The sequence below is a fragment of the Streptomyces viridosporus genome (genome assembly GCF_002078235.1).
GTDB lineage: Bacteria > Actinomycetota > Actinomycetes > Streptomycetales > Streptomycetaceae > Streptomyces > Streptomyces viridosporus.
In genome coordinates this window covers 1-18,487 of sequence record NZ_MSGP01000295.1, presented here as the reverse complement: position 1 = coordinate 18,487, position 18,487 = coordinate 1, and the positions used below count along the sequence as shown (strand labels likewise).

Sequence of the window (18,487 nt, the reverse complement as noted above, 5' to 3'; positions counted from 1 at the left end):
TCAGGCACACCGCTGGAGGCGGTGTTCACCTCCGCCTCCGCGGTGTGCCTGACCGGTCTGGTGGTGGTGGACACGCCCACCTACTGGTCCGGTTTCGGGCACGTGGTGATCCTGGCGCTCATCCAGGTGGGCGGCCTGGGCATCATGACCTTCGCGTCCCTGCTGGTCATGCTGGTGTCCCGCCGGATGGGGCTGCGCGCACGCCTCACGGCGGCGGCGGAGACCAAAACCCTCGAACTGGGCGACGTGCGGGCGGTGGCCACCGGGGTGATCAAGGTCATTCTGCTGCTGGAAGCGATCACCGCACTGGTACTGACCCTTCGCTTCGGCCTGGCCTACGACAACTCCTGGCCGAGGGCACTGTGGCTGGGCGTGTTCCACTCCGTGTCCGCGGTCAACAACGCGGGCTTCGCGCTGTACACCGACAGCCTGACGGGCTTCACCACCGACTGGTGGATCTGCCTCCCCATCGCCTTCGCCGTCATCGCCGGCGGGCTGGGGTTCCCGGTCCTGTTCGAGCTGCGGCGCCGCTGGCGCCGGCCGCGGACCTGGTCCATGCACACCAGGATCGTGCTGTGGGCGAGCGGTGTCTTCCTCGTCGGCGGCAGCGTGTTCATCACGGCGCTCGAGTGGAGCAACCCCGCGACCCTCGGCCCCCTGGGCGTGCCCGGGAAGCTGCTGGCCGGCTTCTTCCAAGGGGGGATGCCCCGCACGGCCGGGTTCAACAGCATCGACATCGGCGGGATGAGACCGGCGAGCTGGCTGGGCATGGACGTCCTGATGTTCATCGGCGGCGCGAGCGCCGGCACCGCGGGCGGTATCAAGGTGACCACCTTCGCCGTCCTGTTCTTCGCGATGTACGCCGAGGTGCGCGGCGAAGGCGCCGTGAACATCTTCCACCGGCGCCTGCACCGGGACACCCAGCGCCAGGCGCTGACCATCGTCCTGCTGTCGGTGGCCGTGGTCACCGCGTCGACGGTCGTCTTCATGGTGTTCACCGGAATCGACCTCGACCGGTCGCTGTTCGAGGTGATCTCCGCCTTCGCGACCACGGGCCTGTCCACCGGGATCACCGCCGGCCTGCCCGGCTTCGAGCAGTGCCTGCTCGTCGTCCTGATGTTCATCGGCCGGCTCGGCCCCATCACGATCGCCTCCGCGCTCGCCCTGCGCACCCGCGTCCGCATGTACGACCTCCCCGAGGAGCGACCCATCATTGGCTAGGAACCGCACCCGCAGGAACCGCCGCATGGCCCACGGCAACGCCGTGGTCGTCATCGGCCTGGGCCGCTTCGGCCGTGCCCTGGCACTGGAACTGGTCGGCGAGGACACCGAGGTCCTGGGCATCGACAGGGACGCCGAACTCGTCCAGTCCCTGTCCGGTTCCCTCACCCACGTGGTACGCGCCGACTCCACCAAGGAGGAGATCCTGCGCCAGCTGGCGGTCCACGAGTTCGACCGCGCGGTGGTCGCCATCGGCACCGACCTGGAGGCGAGCATCCTGACGGCCTCCCTGCTGGTCTCCTTCGGCATCCAGGACGTGTGGGCGAAGGCGGTCAGCGAAGCCCACGGCCGGATCCTCACCCAGCTCGGTGTGCACCACGTCGTCTATCCCGAGCACGACATGGGCCAGCGCGTCGCGCACCTCGTGCGGGGCCGCATGCTCGACTACATCGAGTTCGAGGACGACTTCGCCATGGTCAAGACCACCCCGCCCACCGACATCATCGGCGAACGGCTGGCCGACAGCGCCGTCCGCTCCCGCTACGGAGTGACCGTGGTGGCCATCAAGCGCCCCGGCGAGGGCTTCACCTACGCCACCCCCGAGACCGTCGTCGGATCCGAGGACACCCTCATCGTGGCCGGCCGCACGCAGAAGACCGAACGCTTCAGCGACCTGCGCTGACCGCCCGGCGCTCCCCGCAGGGCGGACGGCGCGGCAACGAACGCGGGGCATCTCGTCGTTCGGCCCCAGGGAGCAACTTCCTCCGCCGATGCCGCGGGACGGCCCCTCCACCGAGCGGCGGACCTCCGAACGACGCCCGTACGGAGAACACGACGAGGAGGGCCGGGAGAGCGGACCGGGTAAGGTGGCGACCTTCGGACGGCGGAAGCCGTACGGAGTCCTCGAAGGCCGGGCCCCTCATGCATCTCGCCGACCGTCCCGCACGCCGCCGCCTCGACGCCGCCCTGGACGACCTCTCCGTCGCCTTCCGCGGCATGACCGCACGCCCGGACGAACACAACTGCGAGTGCCACTGGGGCAGTCCGGAGGAGCTCTCCCTCCTGAAGACGCCGGACGTGGAACTGGAGCCGGACCTCCTGCGCCGGGCCTGGCAGGCCACCGACTGGACCGACCACGCGGCCGTGCTGCGCCGCGTCCTGCCGCAGTTCGCCAGGGCCCTGGTCGCCGGCCGCGCGGACCCCCTGTTCGGACTGGAGGAGGCCGGACACTCCTTCGCCCGCGGCCACTGGCAGCAGTGGCCCGACGAGCACGCCGGTCCGGTCCGCGAGTTCCTGCACGCCTGGTGGGCGCAGAGCCTCACCGATCCGGATGCGGCCGTCCCGGCGCACCGGGTCCTCGCGATGTGTGCCGAGGCGTCCGGCACACTCGCCCCCTGGCTGGCCGACTGGGAGAAGCAGACCGGCCGCCTCAGCGACCGGCGCCTCGTCGAGGCGGTCACGGAATGGGAGTACGAGCTCCTCGGAGACAGCCTGCCGTGGAGCGTCGACTGGTACGAGCACGACGAGAAGGAGATGCGCGCCGAACTGGTCGCCTGGCTCCTCGGCCACGCCGCGGCCCGGCTCCGCGAGTCGGGCGCGTCGGTGGATCTGCGGCACCGGGTACGGCTGCTCGGACTCACCGACGAGGACCGCTGGACGGATCCGCACTGGCCCGGCCACCGCTACTGACGACCGGCGGGCGCGACGACTCCCGTGGCCGCACGCCCCGTTCCGCCGCACCCTCGGGGCCGACCGCGCACCCGGCGGCGGGTACGGACGCGCCCGCCGTCCCCCGAAGACGACGAAGGACCGGCCCGGGAGGAACCCCTCCTGAGCCGGCCCTTCCCTCCGTGCCCCGACCCGCCGCCGTGCGCCGACGTCGAGGCCGGTCGCGAAGCTCAGGAGGGGTGGGACTCGCGTCTCCGGCGGTTCCTGACGACATGACGCAGCAGGAGCGCGGCACAGGCGACGAAGAACACCAGGCAGCCGAGGCGGACCCACGGCGCACTGGCGGTACTGGCGGCCGACCACCCGAACCAGATCATGCACAGCACCATCCAGCCGGGGCTTTCGACGAGGGATCGCTCCCGGTGCTGAGACATGTACCGCTCCCTTCCTCCGAGACGTGATCATTCCACAGCGGGGTGCACGGTCAGTGCTCATGGCCAGGGTCTTGGACGCGCGGTGGGCTTCGGAGGCGTTCGGCTTCGGAGGCGTTCGGCCACGAAGCGCAGCAGACGCGTCCCCGCCTCCGGGTTCACGCGCCGGGAGCCCGAAAGGCGACCTGCCGGCGGGCGGCCTCGTCGATCTCGTCGAGGGTGAGGAGAGGGGTGGCCCGGGTGTGGAGGGCTCCGCTGGCCTTGACGGTGAGGCCGACGGCGGCCATGGAGACCGGGTCGGGGAAGTCGACGATGAGCACGATGTCGTCCTCCCCGAAGGCGAAGTACATGGCCTCGACCTGCCCGCCGAGGCCGGTGACGACCTGCTCGACAGCGGCGTGCCGGCCGCTCGCGCCTTCCTTGAGCAGCCCCTTGGTGCCCTCGGGCGTGTAGGTGGCCTGGATGAGGAACTTCGGCATAGGAATGCTCCCTGCCCATCGCTTGTCGGGTGTGCAAGGGACTTCCCGCTGTCGCAACGGCCGCTACTCGCGGACGACCGGATTCACTCGTTGGAACCCGGGCCGGCCCTTCTCTCCGTGCCCCGGCAGGACGCGAACCCGCGGCACCCGCGCTTCCGGCCTCGCCCGAACGGCCGGGAACGGGGCTGGACGAGACGGGGACGAGACGGTGACGCGTGCCCTCAGGCCGCCTCCCAACTGAAGCGGCCCTCCAGCCGGTCGGGACTGAGGTAGGCGAAGCCCGCGCCGTACGCGAAGTTCAGGAAGTACGGTCCGTCGTCCTCCATGCCGCCGATCCGGAAGAAGAAGCGCCAGGGCGCCTCGACCCCGGCCCAGTCCGGATAGGCGGGCTTGCCCCCGAGGTGGCCGTGTACGCCGACGGTGCCGTGTCCCTCTTCCTCCGGGTCGCCGGGACCGCGCTCGGCCTCCTCCGGTACGGGCGCCATGTCGATCCGGAACTGGACGGGCACCTGTTCGTCGTCGGGGCCGAAACGCCAGAGGGACCGCCCCTTCGTGCCGGCCGCTCCGATGGAGGCGAACGCGGGGACACGCCCTCCGGGCTGGATGAGCAGGACGGATTCGCCGTCTTCCGGGTCGCTCCCGCCGGTCTCGTAGTCGTCGTAGGACAGGAAGAGGTACGCCATGCGCCGCGGCTCGCCGACCTCCGCGGGGACGGGGAACTGCCCGATGAAGTCCAGCGGCTCCCCGGTGTCGGGGTGCACCGGCCAACAGGGTTCACCCAGCCATACGGGATCACCGCCCAGTTTCGCGACGGGCTCGGTGATGGGCTCCTCGACGGGGTGGAACGTCATCTGCAATCTGGGGAGGTACCCGGCGTCGTACGGGCCCTCGGCACCCTCGACAGGGCGTGGCAGCAGCATGCACGGACTTTAGCCGCCGGCTCCGACGGACTCGTCGGCGCTCTCCCCTGCGTCCCCGAGCCGGCGCCGTTAGCACCGGCGAGGCGGGCCCCGCAGGTCAGCCCGCCCCGGGAGCGTCCGAATCGCTCACTGGGCGGTGCTGCCGGGGCGTCAATTTCCAGGGACGCGCGATGCCCTTCGCCGTGCCCCGGCGGCGTGCCGGGGCATGCGGCAAGAGTCGGATCCACGTCGCCCTGAACCAGCCGATGCGGCCGTCCGCACCCGCGCCCGCGCCCGCGTCGGCGTCCGCGCCCGCCTCCGCGTCGGCCTGACGGTCCGCAGGCTCGTGTCCCGGGTACCGTCCACCGGCCGGCACCGGTGCCGCTCGTAGGCGGTCCTCCACCTGTCGAACCGGGTCGGCGGATCCCGCCACGGGATCCCGGTGCGCTCCCCGAAGAGGGTGCCGTTGAGCACCCCGCGGCGGCGGAACCGAGCGACAAACCCGATCGGTGGCTTTCTGTATCCATATGGTCGTCAAGAGTGGCGGCACCGTGGAGTGGTCCATAACGTCGGGTTCATGAGGAAATGTCAGACTGTATACCTGAGTTGCGCCATCGCGCCCCTCGTCGTCGGCGCGGGCGCCCTCGCTCCGGCCGCCTCCGCCCAGAGCGAGCTCGAGGAAGTGGTCCGTCCGGGCCAGTCCATCCAGAAGGCCATCGACACGGCCAGACCCGGAGCCACCATCGTCCTGACGCGGGGCACCTACCGCGGAAGCGTCACGATCACCAAGGAGCTGACCCTCCGAGGTGCGGGCGAGCAGACCGTGATCGTGCCCGGAACGGACGAGGAGGCGCAGAGCGCGTGCGCCAAGGCGGGGGACGGCATCTGTGTCACCGGTACGGACGAGCACCCCGTCACCGGAGCGCGGATCCAGTCCCTGACCGTCAAGGGGTTCAAGAGGAACGGTGTCTCGGCCACGCGCACCGACCGACTGGATGTCCACCGGGTGACCGCCCGGGACAACGGCCAGTGGGGCATCGCGCAGGATCGTTCCACCCGCGCCTCGTTCCGCTACAACACCGCAAGCGGCAACGGCGACGCCGGGCTCTACACGGCCAACGTGTTCGAGGCCGACGCGGAGAGCAAGACCCTCGACACCCGTGGCACGGTGATCAGCGGCAACCGCCTGACGGGCAACCGGATCGGCATGACCACCCGTCGGCTCAGGAACCTCACCGTCGAGCGCAATGTCGTCACCGGGAACTGCGCGGGTGTCTTCGTCGTGCTGCCGCGCACGGTGGGCGACCTGACCATCCGCCGCAACGCGGTCTACGAGAACAACGAATACTGCCCCGCCTCCGCGCGCCTGCCCCACCTCCAGGGGGTCGGCATCGCCCTCGTCGGCACGGAGAAGGTGCTGGTGACGCAGAACGCGGTCCACGACAACGTGGGTGACTCGCCGTACTCCGGCGGGATCGTCGTGTTCGGCAGCATGGACGGCGTCGCCAATGAGCGGAACGTCATCCGCGACAACCTCGTGCTGGGCAACCAGCCGGCGGACCTGGCGACCCGCGACGACAAGGGGAAGGACAACAAGTTCATCAACAACGTCTGCCAGAGTTCCGAACCGGCCGGCACGTGCTGACCGGCCGGGCAGCGGCTGCCCGGGGCAGTCGTCCCCCGGGCAGCCGTCCCCGGGGCTGCCGTCTCCGGAGCAACTGTCTCCGGGGGATACGGGCGCGATGACGACACCGCCTCGGGGCCTTGATCCGAGGTGTTGGGGGAGCGGCGTCGGACTCCGTTGAAGAGGGCGCCGAGCGGACGTGGTGGCACGTGTGCGGCATGGCGCCCGGAACGGCGAAGGGCCGGCCCGGGAGGGAACCCCCTCCCGAGTCGGCCCTTTTCACGTGCCACGGACGACGGTCCAGGTGGAAACCGGGCACGCGTCGATGTCGCCCGCTCCCGCGCCCACCGCGTCGATCCGGCGCACCGTGGGGGTGCGGCTCAGTGGTCGTCGCGGATGCTGGTCGCGATGCCGTTGCTGATCACGACCTCGGCGCTGACGCCCTTCTTGGCCGCCGCCTCCAGTTCGGCCTCGGTGCACTCGGTGCCGCCCTGGCCGCCTTCACCCGTGTTCGTGTCACCGCAGATGTCACCGTAGCCCCAGATCTCGGTCTCCTCGGAGACGAAGAACTGCTGCTCGACGCCCTTCATGTCGGAGACCGTGTACTTGCCCGGCGCCAGGTAGGAGACGTTGCCGAACCAGGTTCCGTTGACACCCTTGCCCTTGTTGATGCCCTCGACGACGGTCTCGCCGGAGCCGGAGCCGGAGCCGGAGCCGGAGTCCGCGGGGGACCCGGAACCCGCCCCGGGACCGGAGTCCTGCGGGGTGGCACGCCGCTCGGTCACCAGGGTCGCGATGCCGTTCTCCATCTCCACGTCGGCGCTCACGGCGCCCCTCTTGGTGGCCGCCTCCAACTGGTCCAGCGTGCACGGCGCGTCCACCTTGGCCCCCGCCTCGCCGCAGATCGTGCCGGCGCCGTAGACCTCGGTGTCGTCGGCGACCAGGAACTGCTGGTCGCCCTTGCCCGGTACGGACACGATGTACTTGCCCGGGGCGAGGTGGGTGACCTTCCCGTTCTTGAACGAACCGCTGACGCCCTTCGCGTTCTCGGAGTCCGCCGCGTTCTCCGCGACCGCCGCCGTCCCCGTGCCGCTCTTGCCGGACGAGCTGTCGTCGGTGCCGTTCTGGCACGCCGTCATCAGCAGCCCGGCGGTGATCGCGGCGGTGGCGACGACGACCTTGCGCAGGTGGCGGTTCATCATGGGAGGTTCCTTCCGGGCGGAGGGTGGTGGGGAACCGGCGGCGTTCTCCGCCGGTTCCCCTCTCTGTGTCGACTATGAGGAGTCCCGGAGCCCGCAGGTCGCGCCCGTCTTCCTTCCAGAACACCGCCATGACGCAGCCGTGACACGGCAACACATCGGTCGTGGACGGCGGTTCGTCGACGCGCCGCCTTGCGCCACACGGGCACCTGCGCGTACCGGACCGGCCCACCGAGGCCGTCCGTCGGCACACTGGACCGTCGGTTCGTACGACCTCGTGGTCATGGTCGAGGAGCCCGACGACGAAACCGCCACCGCGGCGCTCCCGCAGCTCGGCGGAGTGGGCAACGCCCGTACGACGATCCTGCGGGCCTTCGGCCGAGAGGAGAGGGGCCGCGTCATCGCCAAGGCCGCCGGCTGAGGGCACGGCGGCCTTTCTCCTGGCGCCCGGTCAGGAGTGGAGGGGCAGGAGGGAACCGGCACCCGTCTCGCCCGGTGACGTGGCTCCCCCTCCACGGGACGGCCGCGTGGCTCCTAGTAGCCGAGCGTCGTCATCATTCCGGACTCCGAGTGGTAGACGTTGTGGCAGTGCAGCATCCACAGTCCTGGGTTGTCCGCGTCGAAATCGGCCACCAGCTTGCGGTGCGGCAGCAGTACGGACGTGTCCTTGCGGGCACCGGGGGAGTCGGTGTCGGCCAGGCCGTAGGTGTGGCCGTGCAGATGGACGGGATGCCACATGTCCGTGCCGTTGAAGACGATCAACCGCACCCGCTCACCACGTTCGATCTTGTGGATGCGGTCCGGCGAATAGGGCCTGTGGTCGATGCCCCAGTCGAATTTCTTCATACCGCCGGTCAGGGTGAGCTTGATCTGACGGTCGGGTTTGCGCCGGTCCAGGGCCACGGATTCGTGCGGCTGCAGCCGCCCGGCCGAAACCAGCACGTTCCGGTTCAGCTCCGCCGGACGCGCGGACGGCTTCGGCGTGGCGCCGTGGCCCGTGCGCAGGACGGCCATCGCCGACCCGCCCTTCCCCTCGGCGAGCGCGGTGAGCGGGAAGACCCCGCTCTTCACGGTGATGAGCACGTCGTACCGCTCGGCCATGCCCAGGAGCAGCGAGTCGACCTTGTGGTGCTGCACGGGAAAGCCGTCGCTGTGGGTGACGGTGAGCCGGTGGTCCCCGAGCGCCACCCGGAACGCCGTCTCGGCGGCCGCGTTGATGATGCGCAACCGGATGCGTTCGCCGGGCTTGGCCTTGAACTGCGCGGGGTCGACCGAGGTCCGCCCGTTGATCAGGTAGTGCGGGTAGTCGATACTGCCCGCGTGACCGCCGAGCAGCCTGCTGACGGCGTGCTTCATCACCCGGTAGGTGTCCTTGCCGCCGTGCGGCGGCGCCGAGGAGTCGTCGTCCTGGTGACTCGGCGCATGGCCCCGGGGCGGCCCCTGTCCGACGTCGATCCCTCCCCGGGGGCGGGAAGGCGGGTCGTCATGCTCCCGCTCGTCACGGGCGTCGGGGTCGTCGTCGTGACCCGGGCCGTGCCCCATCGCGGGTTTGCCCTTGCGGAGCTGCGCGAACACCTCCTCCGGAGTCGAGCCGTTCACCCCGTCGAGCCAGTCGTCGAGCATGATGACCCACTCCCGGTCGTAGGAGAGGGGCTCACGGGGGTCGTCCACGATCAGCGGCGCGTAGAGGCCGCTGTCGAGCTGCAGGCCCAGGTGCGGGTGGAACCAGTACGTGCCGGGGTCCGGGACGCGGAAGCGGTACGTGAACGATGTGCCCGTGGTGATCGGCCGCTGCGTCACGTGCGGCACGCCGTCCATGTCGTTGCGCACGGCGATGCCGTGCCAGTGGATCGTGGTGGCTTCCGGCAGGTGGTTGTTCAGGGTCAGCTTGAGCGTGTCACCTGCGGTGATACGGATCTCGCGGCCGGGCAGCTCGTCGTTGTACGTCCACGTCCTGACGGAGTGTCCGCCCCCCAGGTCGGCCGTGCTGGGGGTGGCCGTGAGGGTCAGCTCCCGTGTCGGCCCTTCGGGGCCCGGAGTCTTCGCGGGTCGTGCCTGCGTGTCGTCCTGCGGAGAGGCGGAATGCGCGGGGCCCGGAGCCCCCTCGCGGCGGTCCGGCGTGCCGTTCGAGCAGGCGGCGAGCAGGCCGGATCCCGCGGCGGCGATCCCGGCACCGAGCACGGCGCGGCGGGGGTGAGAGGTCTGGCGGTTGCGTTCCTGACTGAACATGGCCCTCCGGTCGGTCGCACACGTACCCACCCCTGCCCGGAGAGGCCTCGAGTGGGGTTGGACGCAGCACGATTCAGCATGCAGCATGACTTCCTGAATATCTGGTACATCCCGAATTGTCGTCGATGTCGACCCGGGGTTCCCCCGCCGCGCGGGTGTGGCTGAACGGCTGGTCAGAGCGGGGTGACGTGGTTTCAGGTTCACTGGTTCGGCCGCTGCCTGGTCGGCGTAGTGCTTCTCCCGCCGCGGGTCGGCGTTGTCGCGCAGCCGGGCACTCACCCCACCGCTCCTCAGGGCGCCACCGGTGCCCCGGAGGCCCGGCGCGCCGACTCCTCGACGATCCGGGGCACGGCACATGGACCACCGAGCGAAGCGCTCGGCCCGTGTGAACGTCGTGCCTGGCGGGGGGAGGGGAAGACCGGCCGTGCACGATCTGATCGGGCACAGGATGTCGGGTCGGGAAGAGGGTCCGCTTCCTAGCGTGGTGGTCGTAAGGAAGGAAGGAGACCGGACGTGCTGGAGCGTCTCAACCAGAGCCTGGAGTACATCGAGCGCCGCCTCGACCAGGAGGTCGACGTGACCGAATTGGCGCGCACCGCGGCCACCTCGGAGTACCACCTGCGTCGGATGTTCTCCGCGCTCGCGGGCATGCCGCTGTCGGAATACGTACGGCGCCGTCGGCTCACTGTCGCGGGTGCCGAGGTGCTCGCAGGGCAGGAGTCGCTGCTGGAGATCGCGGTGCGTTACGGCTACGGCTCGGGCGAGGCGTTCGCCCGGGCGTTCCGTGCCATGCACGGCATCGGGCCGGGCGAGGCCCGGCGCACCGGTGCCGCGCTCGTCTCCCAGCCCCGGTTGGCCTTCCGCCTCACCGTCGAAGGGAGCAGCAGCATGCGTTACCGCGTAGTGGACAGGCCGAACTTCAGCGTCGTCGGGCTCAAGGCCCGGGTGCCGCTGGTGCACACGGGACCGAACCAGGCGATCATCGACTTCGTCCGCGGGATCGACCCGCGGGTGCTGGAGCGTCTGGAAGAGCTGTCCGACCAGGAGCCGCAGGGCATCGTCGCGGTCTGCGACGATCTGGACCCGAGCCGCGCCGAGGGCACCGAACTCGACTACCACCACGGGGTGGTCACGTCAGCGGCCGCCCCCGAGGGCACCACGGCGCTTCCCGTCCCGGCCGGCACCTGGGCGGTCTTCACCACCTCCGGACCGGCGCCGCAGGCCATCCAGGAACTGTGGCGGGACGTGTTCACCCAGTGGTTCCCGTCCAATCCGTACCGCAGTCGCCCCGGTCCCGAGATCCTGCGCACCCGCCTGTCACCGGACGGGACCGAAGCCGATGCCGAGCTGTGGCTCCCGGTGGAGCGGGACCGGAGCTGAACACGACGAGGTGGGTGCCGTCGTACACCCGTCGGCAGGTGTTGCCCGTGCTGCGGCTGTCGCCGCAGCACGGGCAACTCGGTCCGCGAGCCGGATGCGGCCGACGAGGGGTGGAGCCCCTCCCCGGCGGCGTCGGGACCGGACGGGTCCCGGGAGGCGGGGCCGGGTCCTCGGCGGACACGGCCCCGTCCGCCCGACGGGGCGTCAGCCCGCCCAGACCTCGGCCTCGTCGGCCGGGACGGTGGTGGCCAGGCCCAGTTCCTTGCGGGCGGCGACCGACTCGTTCGGGTCGATGCCGTCGAACGCCGGGTCGTAGGCGACGTAGAACGCGTCGGCGTCGGCGGCGTTCGCGGCCTTCTTCCAGTTCCCGGCCGCCTTCGTCAGCGTCGCGCGGAGCTTGCCGACCTCGGTGCCCTCGATGCCCTCCAGGCCCTTCACGTGTGCGTCGAGGGCGGCCGCGACGGCCTTGGCCTGCGCCTTGTAGCCGGCCAGGTCGTCCTCGACGGTGTCCTTCTCGGGCTGGTTCGCCCACAGGGCCTCGTAGACCGCGTTCGACCCCTCGAGGTACGTGGTCTGCTCGGGCTCGAGGGACTTCGCGGTGTCCAGCGAGCCCTTGAACGTGCCCTTCTCCGAGGTGTAGGTGCAGCTCACCGCGCGGTCGCCCGTCGCCCAGCTCTCCTTGGTCGGGGTGTAGTAGAAGAGGGCGACGCCCTTGGGGAGCGCCCAGGTGTCCGGGGCGTACTTCTGCGCCTCGACCGGGCAGCGCTCGTCCGCGATCGCCGAGACCCCGTCGTCGCCGGGGTACTCCTTGCCCTCGTCGATCGCGAACTCGCCGACGACCTGGCCCTCGTGCGCCTCGTCGCAGGGCACGATCTCGACGGCGTACGCCGTCCCCTCGGCCTTGCCGTTCGGGTTGTAGCAGTCGCCGACGTCCAGCGAGAACACCGAGCGCTGGCGGGCCACCTTCTTCGCGCCGTCCTTGGCGCTGTCGACGGCGTCGGAGACCTCCGAGCATCCCACCGCGCCGATCGCGAGCAGGGCGACAACGGCGGACATGCCGCGAAGGGAACGGTGCGGGGCACGGATTGCCATGACGTGTACATCCTCTTATCTGATCTTTATGAGGGGCGCGCGCATCGTATGCCATTCCTGTGGCCCGGTGGTGCGGAGGCCCTCACCTCATCGCGGCGTCTCTGACTCACGACGGGCCGCGAAGGTTGTATCCAGGCCCTTTCGCAGGTGGGAGAGGAGACGGGAGCACCTTGGAACGCTTCTGTGGAGCCGGGGCTGTGGAGCGTGGGGGGACGTGCGCAGGGGCGGGCGCACCGCGAGGTACGGATTCGCCGCGAACGGGTCACACGTCTGGTCGGCCGGATGCCCGCAGGTGCGGAGCGTGCGTCTGCACGCAAGCGTCGAGGCCGCTGCCTGGGCGCACGTCTACCTTCGAGTGGGCTTGCCGAACCCGGAGCCGGTTGAGCCGGCGGCGTCGGGCCCGCCTACGGGCAGGCGCTTGAAAGAGGGCCCCTGACCTGCGGTGCGAAAGGTCCACGATGCGTATCGCCCCGGCAGGATCCGAACCTGCGACACCCGCTCGAGGAGTTCGGTCCGATCCTGCGGAACGGCGTGCCGAGACGGAGCTCGTGGGCGCTCATGGATCCGGCCGCGGCCGCTTCGGTACGCCATCGTGCGCCACCGCTGGTGTCAGCCGTGGATGTCAGGAGCTTTCCGCCCCGTAGCTCTGCGGAGCTCGGTCAGTGCCGGTCGGGCGCGTCTCTTCCCGGTCCGGCGGACGCCGCCGGACCGGGAAGGTCGCCGAGGGCGCCGTGCTTCGCTGCTGTGCGGCGAGCACGGCAGTTCACGACGACCGCGCCCGTCGCTCAGGCCCGCGCGTAGGTGAGGCAGTCGACCTGCTCGTGCTCGTAACCGACGGTGATGGACGGGGCATGGCACTCCAGCCCGGTGTTGTGCCGGCAGTCGGCCATCTTGCACGCACCGACCCGGCCGGTGACGGACGGCTCCCCACCCTCGATGTCCGCGCTCATGAACGTCTCACAGGCGGGGGTGTCCATGTCCCCCACGGTGATCGCCACGGCGTGACAGGTGTGGTCGTGGTTGTAGGCACAGCTCTCGGCCACGCATTCGCTGATGACCGGCAATTGCATGACGGGTGTGGCTGCCATGGGAGGGCCTGCTTTCTCGGAATGTCGTACGGGTTGGTCGCTGCGGTGGTGGCCCTCCCCGGGCGACGTGGCACGCCGCCGCCACGATCATCGATCGCTGTTCCGGCTCGCCGGACCGGCGCCTCGGCTCATCCACGTCCCGCCGAAGCCCGGCCGTCTCGTTCTGGAGCCGCCGTGGGCAGTCCCCGGTCTCCCCCGCATCCGCGGCGCGGGCTCGGGGCTCCGGCGGCGGTGCGCGAGGCCGGGGTGCCGGACGGCAACCGCAGGGGGGCGGGTGCGGAGGGACGGAGTGGTGCCCAGGGCCGTGTCGCCACCGAACAGCTCATGGAACGCTCCCTTCCTGGCTTCCACTTTCCGCGATGTCCGGTGTCGGCGCACTTCGGACGGGGACGGACGGCCTGAGACGAACGGACCGACCGCTTCCCTCTTCCCCGGGGGAGCGGGGCGATCGTCCCTCTCGGCGTGGTGCAGGCGGCCGTGGACGTCGACGACGACCGGGCCGACCCGAGCCGCCCGCCGGGCCCGAGCCGGCCGAGGGGCCGGTCAGGTCGGCGTGCCGCTTCCGGCTGGGGCGTACGGGGCGCATGGTGTGCGAGTGAGGCAAGTGACCGAAGTGTCCCAAGTGGCGCAATGCCGCACGGCATCCCATAGTGGTTCGGGCACCACGAGGAGGAGACCGCTCGACGAAGAGCGCCTGCGTCGCCCCGCGGCGGCCGGGACCGAAGTGCCGGGCCCGTGCGAGAACCCGCCCGGGCAGCCCGCCCCCACTCCCGACAGCACGGCTGACCTCACCAGTGGCGCCACTCCCGACAGCACCCGTGACACCGACCGCGGCAGCGTGCGACAGCACGACGGCCGCCGGACGCAGGCAAGGGATCGGCCGGTCATCCGACCGAAGAACTCCTCACGCCGTGCATCCGAGAAGCCGCCCCTCCTGAAGCCGGGCCTCGGCATGACCGGGGCCCCACGAAGGGAGTTCCGATGATGAACTCGCGCAGCAGGAAGATCGCCACCGCCACCGCCGCCGCCGGTGCCTGCGTACTGTCCCTCGCCGTGGCCGCCCCCGCCTCCGCGGACGGCACGGCGCAGGAGGACGGCAAGGCGTCCGTGTCCGTCTTCCACGGCGTTCCGGGCCTCACCGTCGACGTGTACGCCAACGGGAAGGAGCTGCTTCCCGACTTCAAGCCCGGCACCCTGACCGAGCCCCAGCCCCTGGACCCGGGCACCTACGACATCGAGGTCTTCGCCGACGGCCAGGGCCCCGACGGCGATCCCGCCATCCAGAAGAGCGTCGATGTCCCGGCCGGGGCGAACGCCACGCTCGCGGCCCACCTCGATGCGCAGGGCACCCCCACGCTCACCGCGTTCGTCAACGACACCTCCATGGTCCCGGCCGGTCAGTCGCGGCTGACCGTCCGTCACGTGGCCGCGGCGCCCGCCGTGGACGTCCGCGCGGGCGGCAAGCCGGTCATCCAGGGCCTGACCAACCCGAACGAGAAGTCGCTCGAGGTGCCCGCCGGCACGGTGAGCGCCGATGTCGTCCTGGCCGGGACCGACACCGTGGTCATCGGCCCCGCCGACCTCGACCTCGCCGAGGGCGCCAACACGGTCGTCTACGCCTGGGGCAGCGCCGAGGACAAGAACCTCGCGCTGAAGACACAGACGATCAGCGGCATGGGTTCCGCGCCGCGCGGCGTGGACGCCGGTGAGAGCGGCGCGATGGCCGCCGACAACGAGTCCGCCACCGTCTGGCTCGCCTGGGGCACCGCGGGTGCCGTCGCGGTCGCCGGTCTGCTGGCCGCCCGCCGCCGGTCCACCCGGAGCGGCTGACGGCCGTGCGCTCCTCCCCCAGGGGTGGGCGGCCCTCCGCGGCGGCCGTCGGGGCCGCCGCGGTGGTCGCCGCCGTCCTGGCGGCGCTGCTGGTCTGGTCGCTGTGGCCGTCCGGAGCCTCGGTACCGCCGGACTTCGGCGCCCGGCCGCGGGCCCAGGAGCCCACGGCCGGGCCCTCGTTCGGGGTCCACGACGGCGGGCCGGGCGAGAGGGGGAACGCGTCCGGCCCCGTACCCGAGCCGACGGCGCTGCGCATCCCACGGGTCTCCCTGGACGCCCGGCTCCGGGACGTCGGCGTCAAGGAGGACGGAACGGTGGAGATCCCCGACAGCGTGGAGCAGGCCGGCTGGTACCGCTACGGCCCCGCACCGGGCGCCCCCGCCGGATCCGCCGTCCTCATCGGCCATGTGGACGACCGCACCGGCGACCTGGGCGCTTTCGCCAAGTTGTACGGGGTCCGGAAGGGCGACGACGTCACCGTCACCCGCGAGGACGCACCTCTCGTGAGGTACGAGGTGACGGCTCGTGAGGTGGTCGACAAGGACAGGCTCCCCGAGGAGGTGTTCCGGCGCCACGGACGGCCGGTCCTGACCCTGGTCACCTGCGCGCCCCCGTACGACCGCGAACGCGGTGGCTACCAGCGGAACTTGCTGGTGTACGCCGTGCCCGTCCAGGAGCGCGGCCAGGGGTGACCGGCGACGAGGCCTACGGCCGGACCCCCGCCCGCGGCCTGCCCGGGGAGCACGCGGCATCGGCCACGTGCCGGCCGTTGCCTGCTCCACCCGGGTGAGGAACGACCAGGACCGCGCCCTTCTCCGCGCGGACGCCGGCCGAGCGGCTGCGGCACATGGGGTGCTGGTGCAGAACCGTTCACTCGCATGGGCTGAAATCTGTCGTGGCTGCTGTAGACATGCGCACGCGTCGAGGTTAACGTGTCTGCTGTAGCCAGGAAGTCAGTGAGGCGTGGCAGACACGAACTGCCCGCGCGGAAACAGAGGTTCTGGCACGGCGGTGGAGTGGTGGGGCCGGAGTAGGTTCGGGGTCCCCTCGCTGACCGCCGGGCCCGGTGGCCGCGTGAGGGCTGCCGACAGTACGCAGGTCCGCGAAAGTGAGAAGTTCGTCAGAAGGAAGAGAGAAGGAGGAGAACGCCATCAGGATCGCCCGGGCGAGAACGGTCCGCCCGGGTACCGCAGGCCCCGGAACGGAAGGTGGTCCCACGGTCACGCATCCGCGATCCCCGCACTCTCCGCCCCCCGTCGGGGGCCGGTGCGGAAACAGAAGGCCGGCGTCGCAGTAAGCCGGTCGATGGTGTTACAAATCCCTCGGGGCCTTGGTGCCGCACGGCACCAAGGCCCCTCGACGCGTTTCCCCTCAGAGGTGCAGATGACCAAAGACACACCGCTCGACCGTATCGACGACGACGACTACCCCGCTTACACCATGGGACGAGCAGCGGAGATGCTCGGTACCACGCCCGCCTTCCTGCGGGCCCTCGGTGAAGCCCGGTTGATCACGCCGCTGCGCTCCGAGGGCGGCCACCGCCGCTACTCCCGCTATCAGCTGCGCATCGCCGCCCGCGCCCGAGAGATGGTCGACCAGGGCACCGCCATCGAGGCGGCCTGCCGCATCATCATCCTGGAAGACCAACTGGAAGAGGCCCGGCGCATCAACGACGAGCTGCGACGCGGTGAGGTCGGGTCCGGCAACAGGGCGGACGCCTGACCCCGCACCCTCTCAGCGGGAGAGGGCGACGACGCCCAGGACGTTGCCGTGCTCGTCGACCACGGGCAGGGCCCCGAGCCGCCGGTGGCGCATCGCGTGCTCGGCTTCGGCCACCGTGGTCAGCGGCGAGGCGAAGGGCCCGCCGTCGTCGGAGACGTCGCGCAGGCGGACCCGGTCGGTGTATCCGGAACCGTCCCGCACGGCGGTGAGCCGAGCCCGGGTGACCAGGCCGGTGCACTGGCCGTCCTCGTCGCAGACGACGAGGTGAGCCGTGCGGGCGGCGGCCATGACGGACAGCGCCACCTCGACGGTCATGGCGTCCCAGACCTGGGGCCCGGCCGAGTCCATGGCATCGGCAACCGTTCTGGGCACGGTGGGGGTGCCAGGGGAGCGGGAATGCATCTGGACCAGCGTCAAGAGGTGCCTCCTGCAGAGATGGGTCAGCTTCCTGATCAAGACGGTTCTAGGCCGCGTCGGAGACGGACCGTCGTGCGGGCGCGCGCCGGGTCGTCGAAGCGGAGCGGCGCCGACCGCGTGAGGTGGCGCCGCGCTTGGGGCGTTCGACCACCGGTGCGGTGATGACGACCGGGATGCCGGAGGGGGCCTGGGCGCCGGTGATGCGGTGCAGGGCCTCCGCACCCGCGCGGACCTGGGTGGTGTGCGGGACGACACCGGCCATGGCCATGAGACGGGACACGGCACGGCGCTGGTTCGGGGTGACCAGGGTGACGACGCTGCCGGACTCGCCGGCGCGGGCCGTGCGGCCGCCGCGGTGGAGGTAGTCCTTGTGGTCGGTCGGAGGGTCGACGTTGACGACGAGGTCGAGGTTGTCGACGTGAATGCCGCGCGCAGCGACGTTGGTCGCCACCAGCACGCTGACGTGTCCGTTCTTGAACTGCGTCAGCGTACGGGTGCGCTGCGGCTGCGACTTGCCCCCGTGGAGGGAGGCGGCCCGCACCCCGCTGTTCAGGAGGTGCTCGGTGAGGCGGTCGACGGCGTGCTTGGTGTCCAGGAACATGATCACGCGGCCGTCGCGTGCGGCGATCTCGGTGACGGCCGCGTGTTTGTCGGCACCGTGGACGTGGAGCACATGGTGCTCCATCGTCGTGACCGCGCCGGCCGACGGATCGACGGAGTGCACGACGGGGTCGCTCAGGTAGCGGCGCACGAGCAGATCGACGTTGCGGTCGAGAGTGGCGGAGAACAGCATGCGCTGACCCTGCGGACGAACCTGGTCGAGCAGGGCGGTGACCTGCGGCATGAAGCCCATGTCGGCCATCTGGTCCGCCTCGTCGAGGACGGTGACCAGGACCTGGTCCAGTCGGCAGTCGCCGCGTTCGATGAGGTCCTTGAGGCGTCCGGGGGTGGCGACGACGATCTCGACGCCGTGGCGCAGCGCGCCGGCCTGCCTGCCGATCGACACCCCTCCCACGACCGTCGCCAGGCGCAACTTCACGGAGCGGGCGTACGGCGTGAGCGCGTCGGTGACCTGCTGCGCCAGCTCACGCGTCGGTACGAGGATCAGCCCCAGCGGCTGCCGGGCCTCGGCGCGCTGCCCGGCCGTACGGGCCAGCAGGGCCAGCCCGAAGGCGAGGGTCTTGCCGGAACCGGTGCGCCCCCGGCCG

General features: G+C 71.0%; 17 protein-coding genes and 2 pseudogenes. 9 read left to right on the top strand and 10 right to left on the bottom strand.

All coding sequences use genetic code 11. From position 1 onward, the window contains the following. The 3 genes from B7L92_RS21250 to B7L92_RS21240 all read left to right on the top strand — a co-directional run. Nucleotides 1–1,221: TrkH family potassium uptake protein (locus B7L92_RS21250; RefSeq protein WP_081239078.1), on the top strand; the 1,221-nt coding region annotated here is incomplete at its 5' end. 25 nt (nucleotides 1,222–1,246) lie between these two features. Further along, the gene (locus B7L92_RS21245; RefSeq protein WP_004986751.1) at nucleotides 1,247–1,903 is read left to right on the top strand and encodes a potassium channel family protein; all 657 of its coding nucleotides are present in this window, start codon (nucleotides 1,247–1,249) and stop codon (nucleotides 1,901–1,903) included. A gap of 239 nt (nucleotides 1,904–2,142) precedes the next feature. Next, on the top strand, nucleotides 2,143–2,910 hold the full coding sequence (locus B7L92_RS21240) for a hypothetical protein (protein WP_081239077.1): 768 nt from the start codon (nucleotides 2,143–2,145) through the stop codon (nucleotides 2,908–2,910). 209 nt (nucleotides 2,911–3,119) lie between these two features. On the opposite strand, the gene B7L92_RS21235 is transcribed toward B7L92_RS21240, so the two are convergent. From B7L92_RS21235 to B7L92_RS43930, 4 genes and pseudogenes are all read right to left on the bottom strand, one after another. After that, nucleotides 3,120–3,323: a hypothetical protein gene (locus B7L92_RS21235; protein WP_004986754.1), complete on the bottom strand. Its 204-nt coding sequence runs from the start codon at nucleotides 3,321–3,323 to the stop codon at nucleotides 3,120–3,122. A 155-nt stretch (nucleotides 3,324–3,478) separates the two neighbouring features. Continuing rightward, nucleotides 3,479–3,799, bottom strand: coding sequence for a GYD domain-containing protein (locus tag B7L92_RS21230; RefSeq protein WP_081239076.1), 321 nt, complete (start codon nucleotides 3,797–3,799; stop codon nucleotides 3,479–3,481). Between the two features lie 221 nt (nucleotides 3,800–4,020). Further along, a complete protein-coding gene (locus B7L92_RS21225; protein ID WP_081239075.1) occupies nucleotides 4,021–4,719 on the bottom strand; it encodes a hypothetical protein in 699 nt (232 codons plus the stop codon). Between the two features lie 65 nt (nucleotides 4,720–4,784). After that, nucleotides 4,785–4,941: pseudogene (locus B7L92_RS43930) on the bottom strand (IS5/IS1182 family transposase); the annotation flags it as partial. A gap of 334 nt (nucleotides 4,942–5,275) precedes the next feature. Between B7L92_RS43930 and B7L92_RS21215 the strand changes: the two are divergent. After that, nucleotides 5,276–6,343, top strand: coding sequence for a right-handed parallel beta-helix repeat-containing protein (locus B7L92_RS21215; protein ID WP_081239073.1), 1,068 nt, complete (start codon nucleotides 5,276–5,278; stop codon nucleotides 6,341–6,343). A 359-nt stretch (nucleotides 6,344–6,702) separates the two neighbouring features. Here the strand turns inward: B7L92_RS21215 and B7L92_RS21210 are convergent, their stop codons facing one another. Continuing rightward, nucleotides 6,703–7,524, bottom strand: a complete 822-nt coding sequence (locus B7L92_RS21210; RefSeq protein WP_081239072.1) for a hypothetical protein — start codon at nucleotides 7,522–7,524, stop codon at nucleotides 6,703–6,705. A 247-nt stretch (nucleotides 7,525–7,771) separates the two neighbouring features. Between B7L92_RS21210 and B7L92_RS42530 the strand changes: the two are divergent. Then, nucleotides 7,772–7,942, top strand: a pseudogene (locus B7L92_RS42530) (GYD domain-containing protein); the annotation flags it as partial. A 113-nt stretch (nucleotides 7,943–8,055) separates the two neighbouring features. Here the strand turns inward: B7L92_RS42530 and B7L92_RS21200 are convergent. Further along, nucleotides 8,056–9,750 (bottom strand): multicopper oxidase family protein, encoded by a 1,695-nt coding sequence (locus B7L92_RS21200; protein ID WP_081239070.1) that lies wholly within the window; start codon nucleotides 9,748–9,750, stop codon nucleotides 8,056–8,058. Nucleotides 9,751–10,263: 513 nt separating this feature from the next. On the opposite strand from B7L92_RS21200, the gene B7L92_RS21195 reads away from it, so the two are divergent. Further along, a complete protein-coding gene (locus tag B7L92_RS21195; protein WP_081239069.1) occupies nucleotides 10,264–11,130 on the top strand; it encodes an AraC family transcriptional regulator in 867 nt (288 codons plus the stop codon). Between the two features lie 204 nt (nucleotides 11,131–11,334). Here B7L92_RS21195 and B7L92_RS21190 read toward each other — a convergent pair whose 3' ends face one another. Continuing rightward, the gene (locus tag B7L92_RS21190) at nucleotides 11,335–12,222 is read right to left on the bottom strand and encodes a septum formation family protein (RefSeq protein ID WP_081239068.1); all 888 of its coding nucleotides are present in this window, start codon (nucleotides 12,220–12,222) and stop codon (nucleotides 11,335–11,337) included. 785 nt (nucleotides 12,223–13,007) lie between these two features. Continuing rightward, a complete protein-coding gene (locus B7L92_RS21185) occupies nucleotides 13,008–13,310 on the bottom strand; it encodes a DUF1540 domain-containing protein (protein WP_218030461.1) in 303 nt (100 codons plus the stop codon). Between the two features lie 981 nt (nucleotides 13,311–14,291). Between B7L92_RS21185 and B7L92_RS21180 the strand changes: the two genes are divergently transcribed. From B7L92_RS21180 to B7L92_RS21170, 3 genes are all read left to right on the top strand, one after another. After that, nucleotides 14,292–15,140 (top strand): DUF4397 domain-containing protein, encoded by an 849-nt coding sequence (locus B7L92_RS21180; RefSeq protein WP_081239066.1) that lies wholly within the window; start codon nucleotides 14,292–14,294, stop codon nucleotides 15,138–15,140. A 5-nt stretch (nucleotides 15,141–15,145) separates the two neighbouring features. Then, nucleotides 15,146–15,832 (top strand): class F sortase, encoded by a 687-nt coding sequence (locus B7L92_RS21175; protein WP_081239065.1) that lies wholly within the window; start codon nucleotides 15,146–15,148, stop codon nucleotides 15,830–15,832. Nucleotides 15,833–16,523: 691 nt separating this feature from the next. After that, a complete protein-coding gene (locus B7L92_RS21170) occupies nucleotides 16,524–16,862 on the top strand; it encodes a MerR family transcriptional regulator (RefSeq protein ID WP_081239064.1) in 339 nt (112 codons plus the stop codon). A 12-nt stretch (nucleotides 16,863–16,874) separates the two neighbouring features. Here B7L92_RS21170 and B7L92_RS21165 read toward each other — a convergent pair whose 3' ends face one another. After that, nucleotides 16,875–17,279 carry a CBS domain-containing protein gene (locus tag B7L92_RS21165; protein WP_081239063.1) on the bottom strand — a complete coding sequence of 135 codons (405 nt, stop codon included), beginning with the start codon at nucleotides 17,277–17,279 and terminating at the stop codon, nucleotides 16,875–16,877. 46 nt (nucleotides 17,280–17,325) lie between these two features. Next, nucleotides 17,326–18,487, bottom strand: a 1,162-nt coding sequence (locus B7L92_RS21160; RefSeq protein ID WP_081239062.1) for a DEAD/DEAH box helicase, incomplete at its 5' end; no start/stop codon positions are given.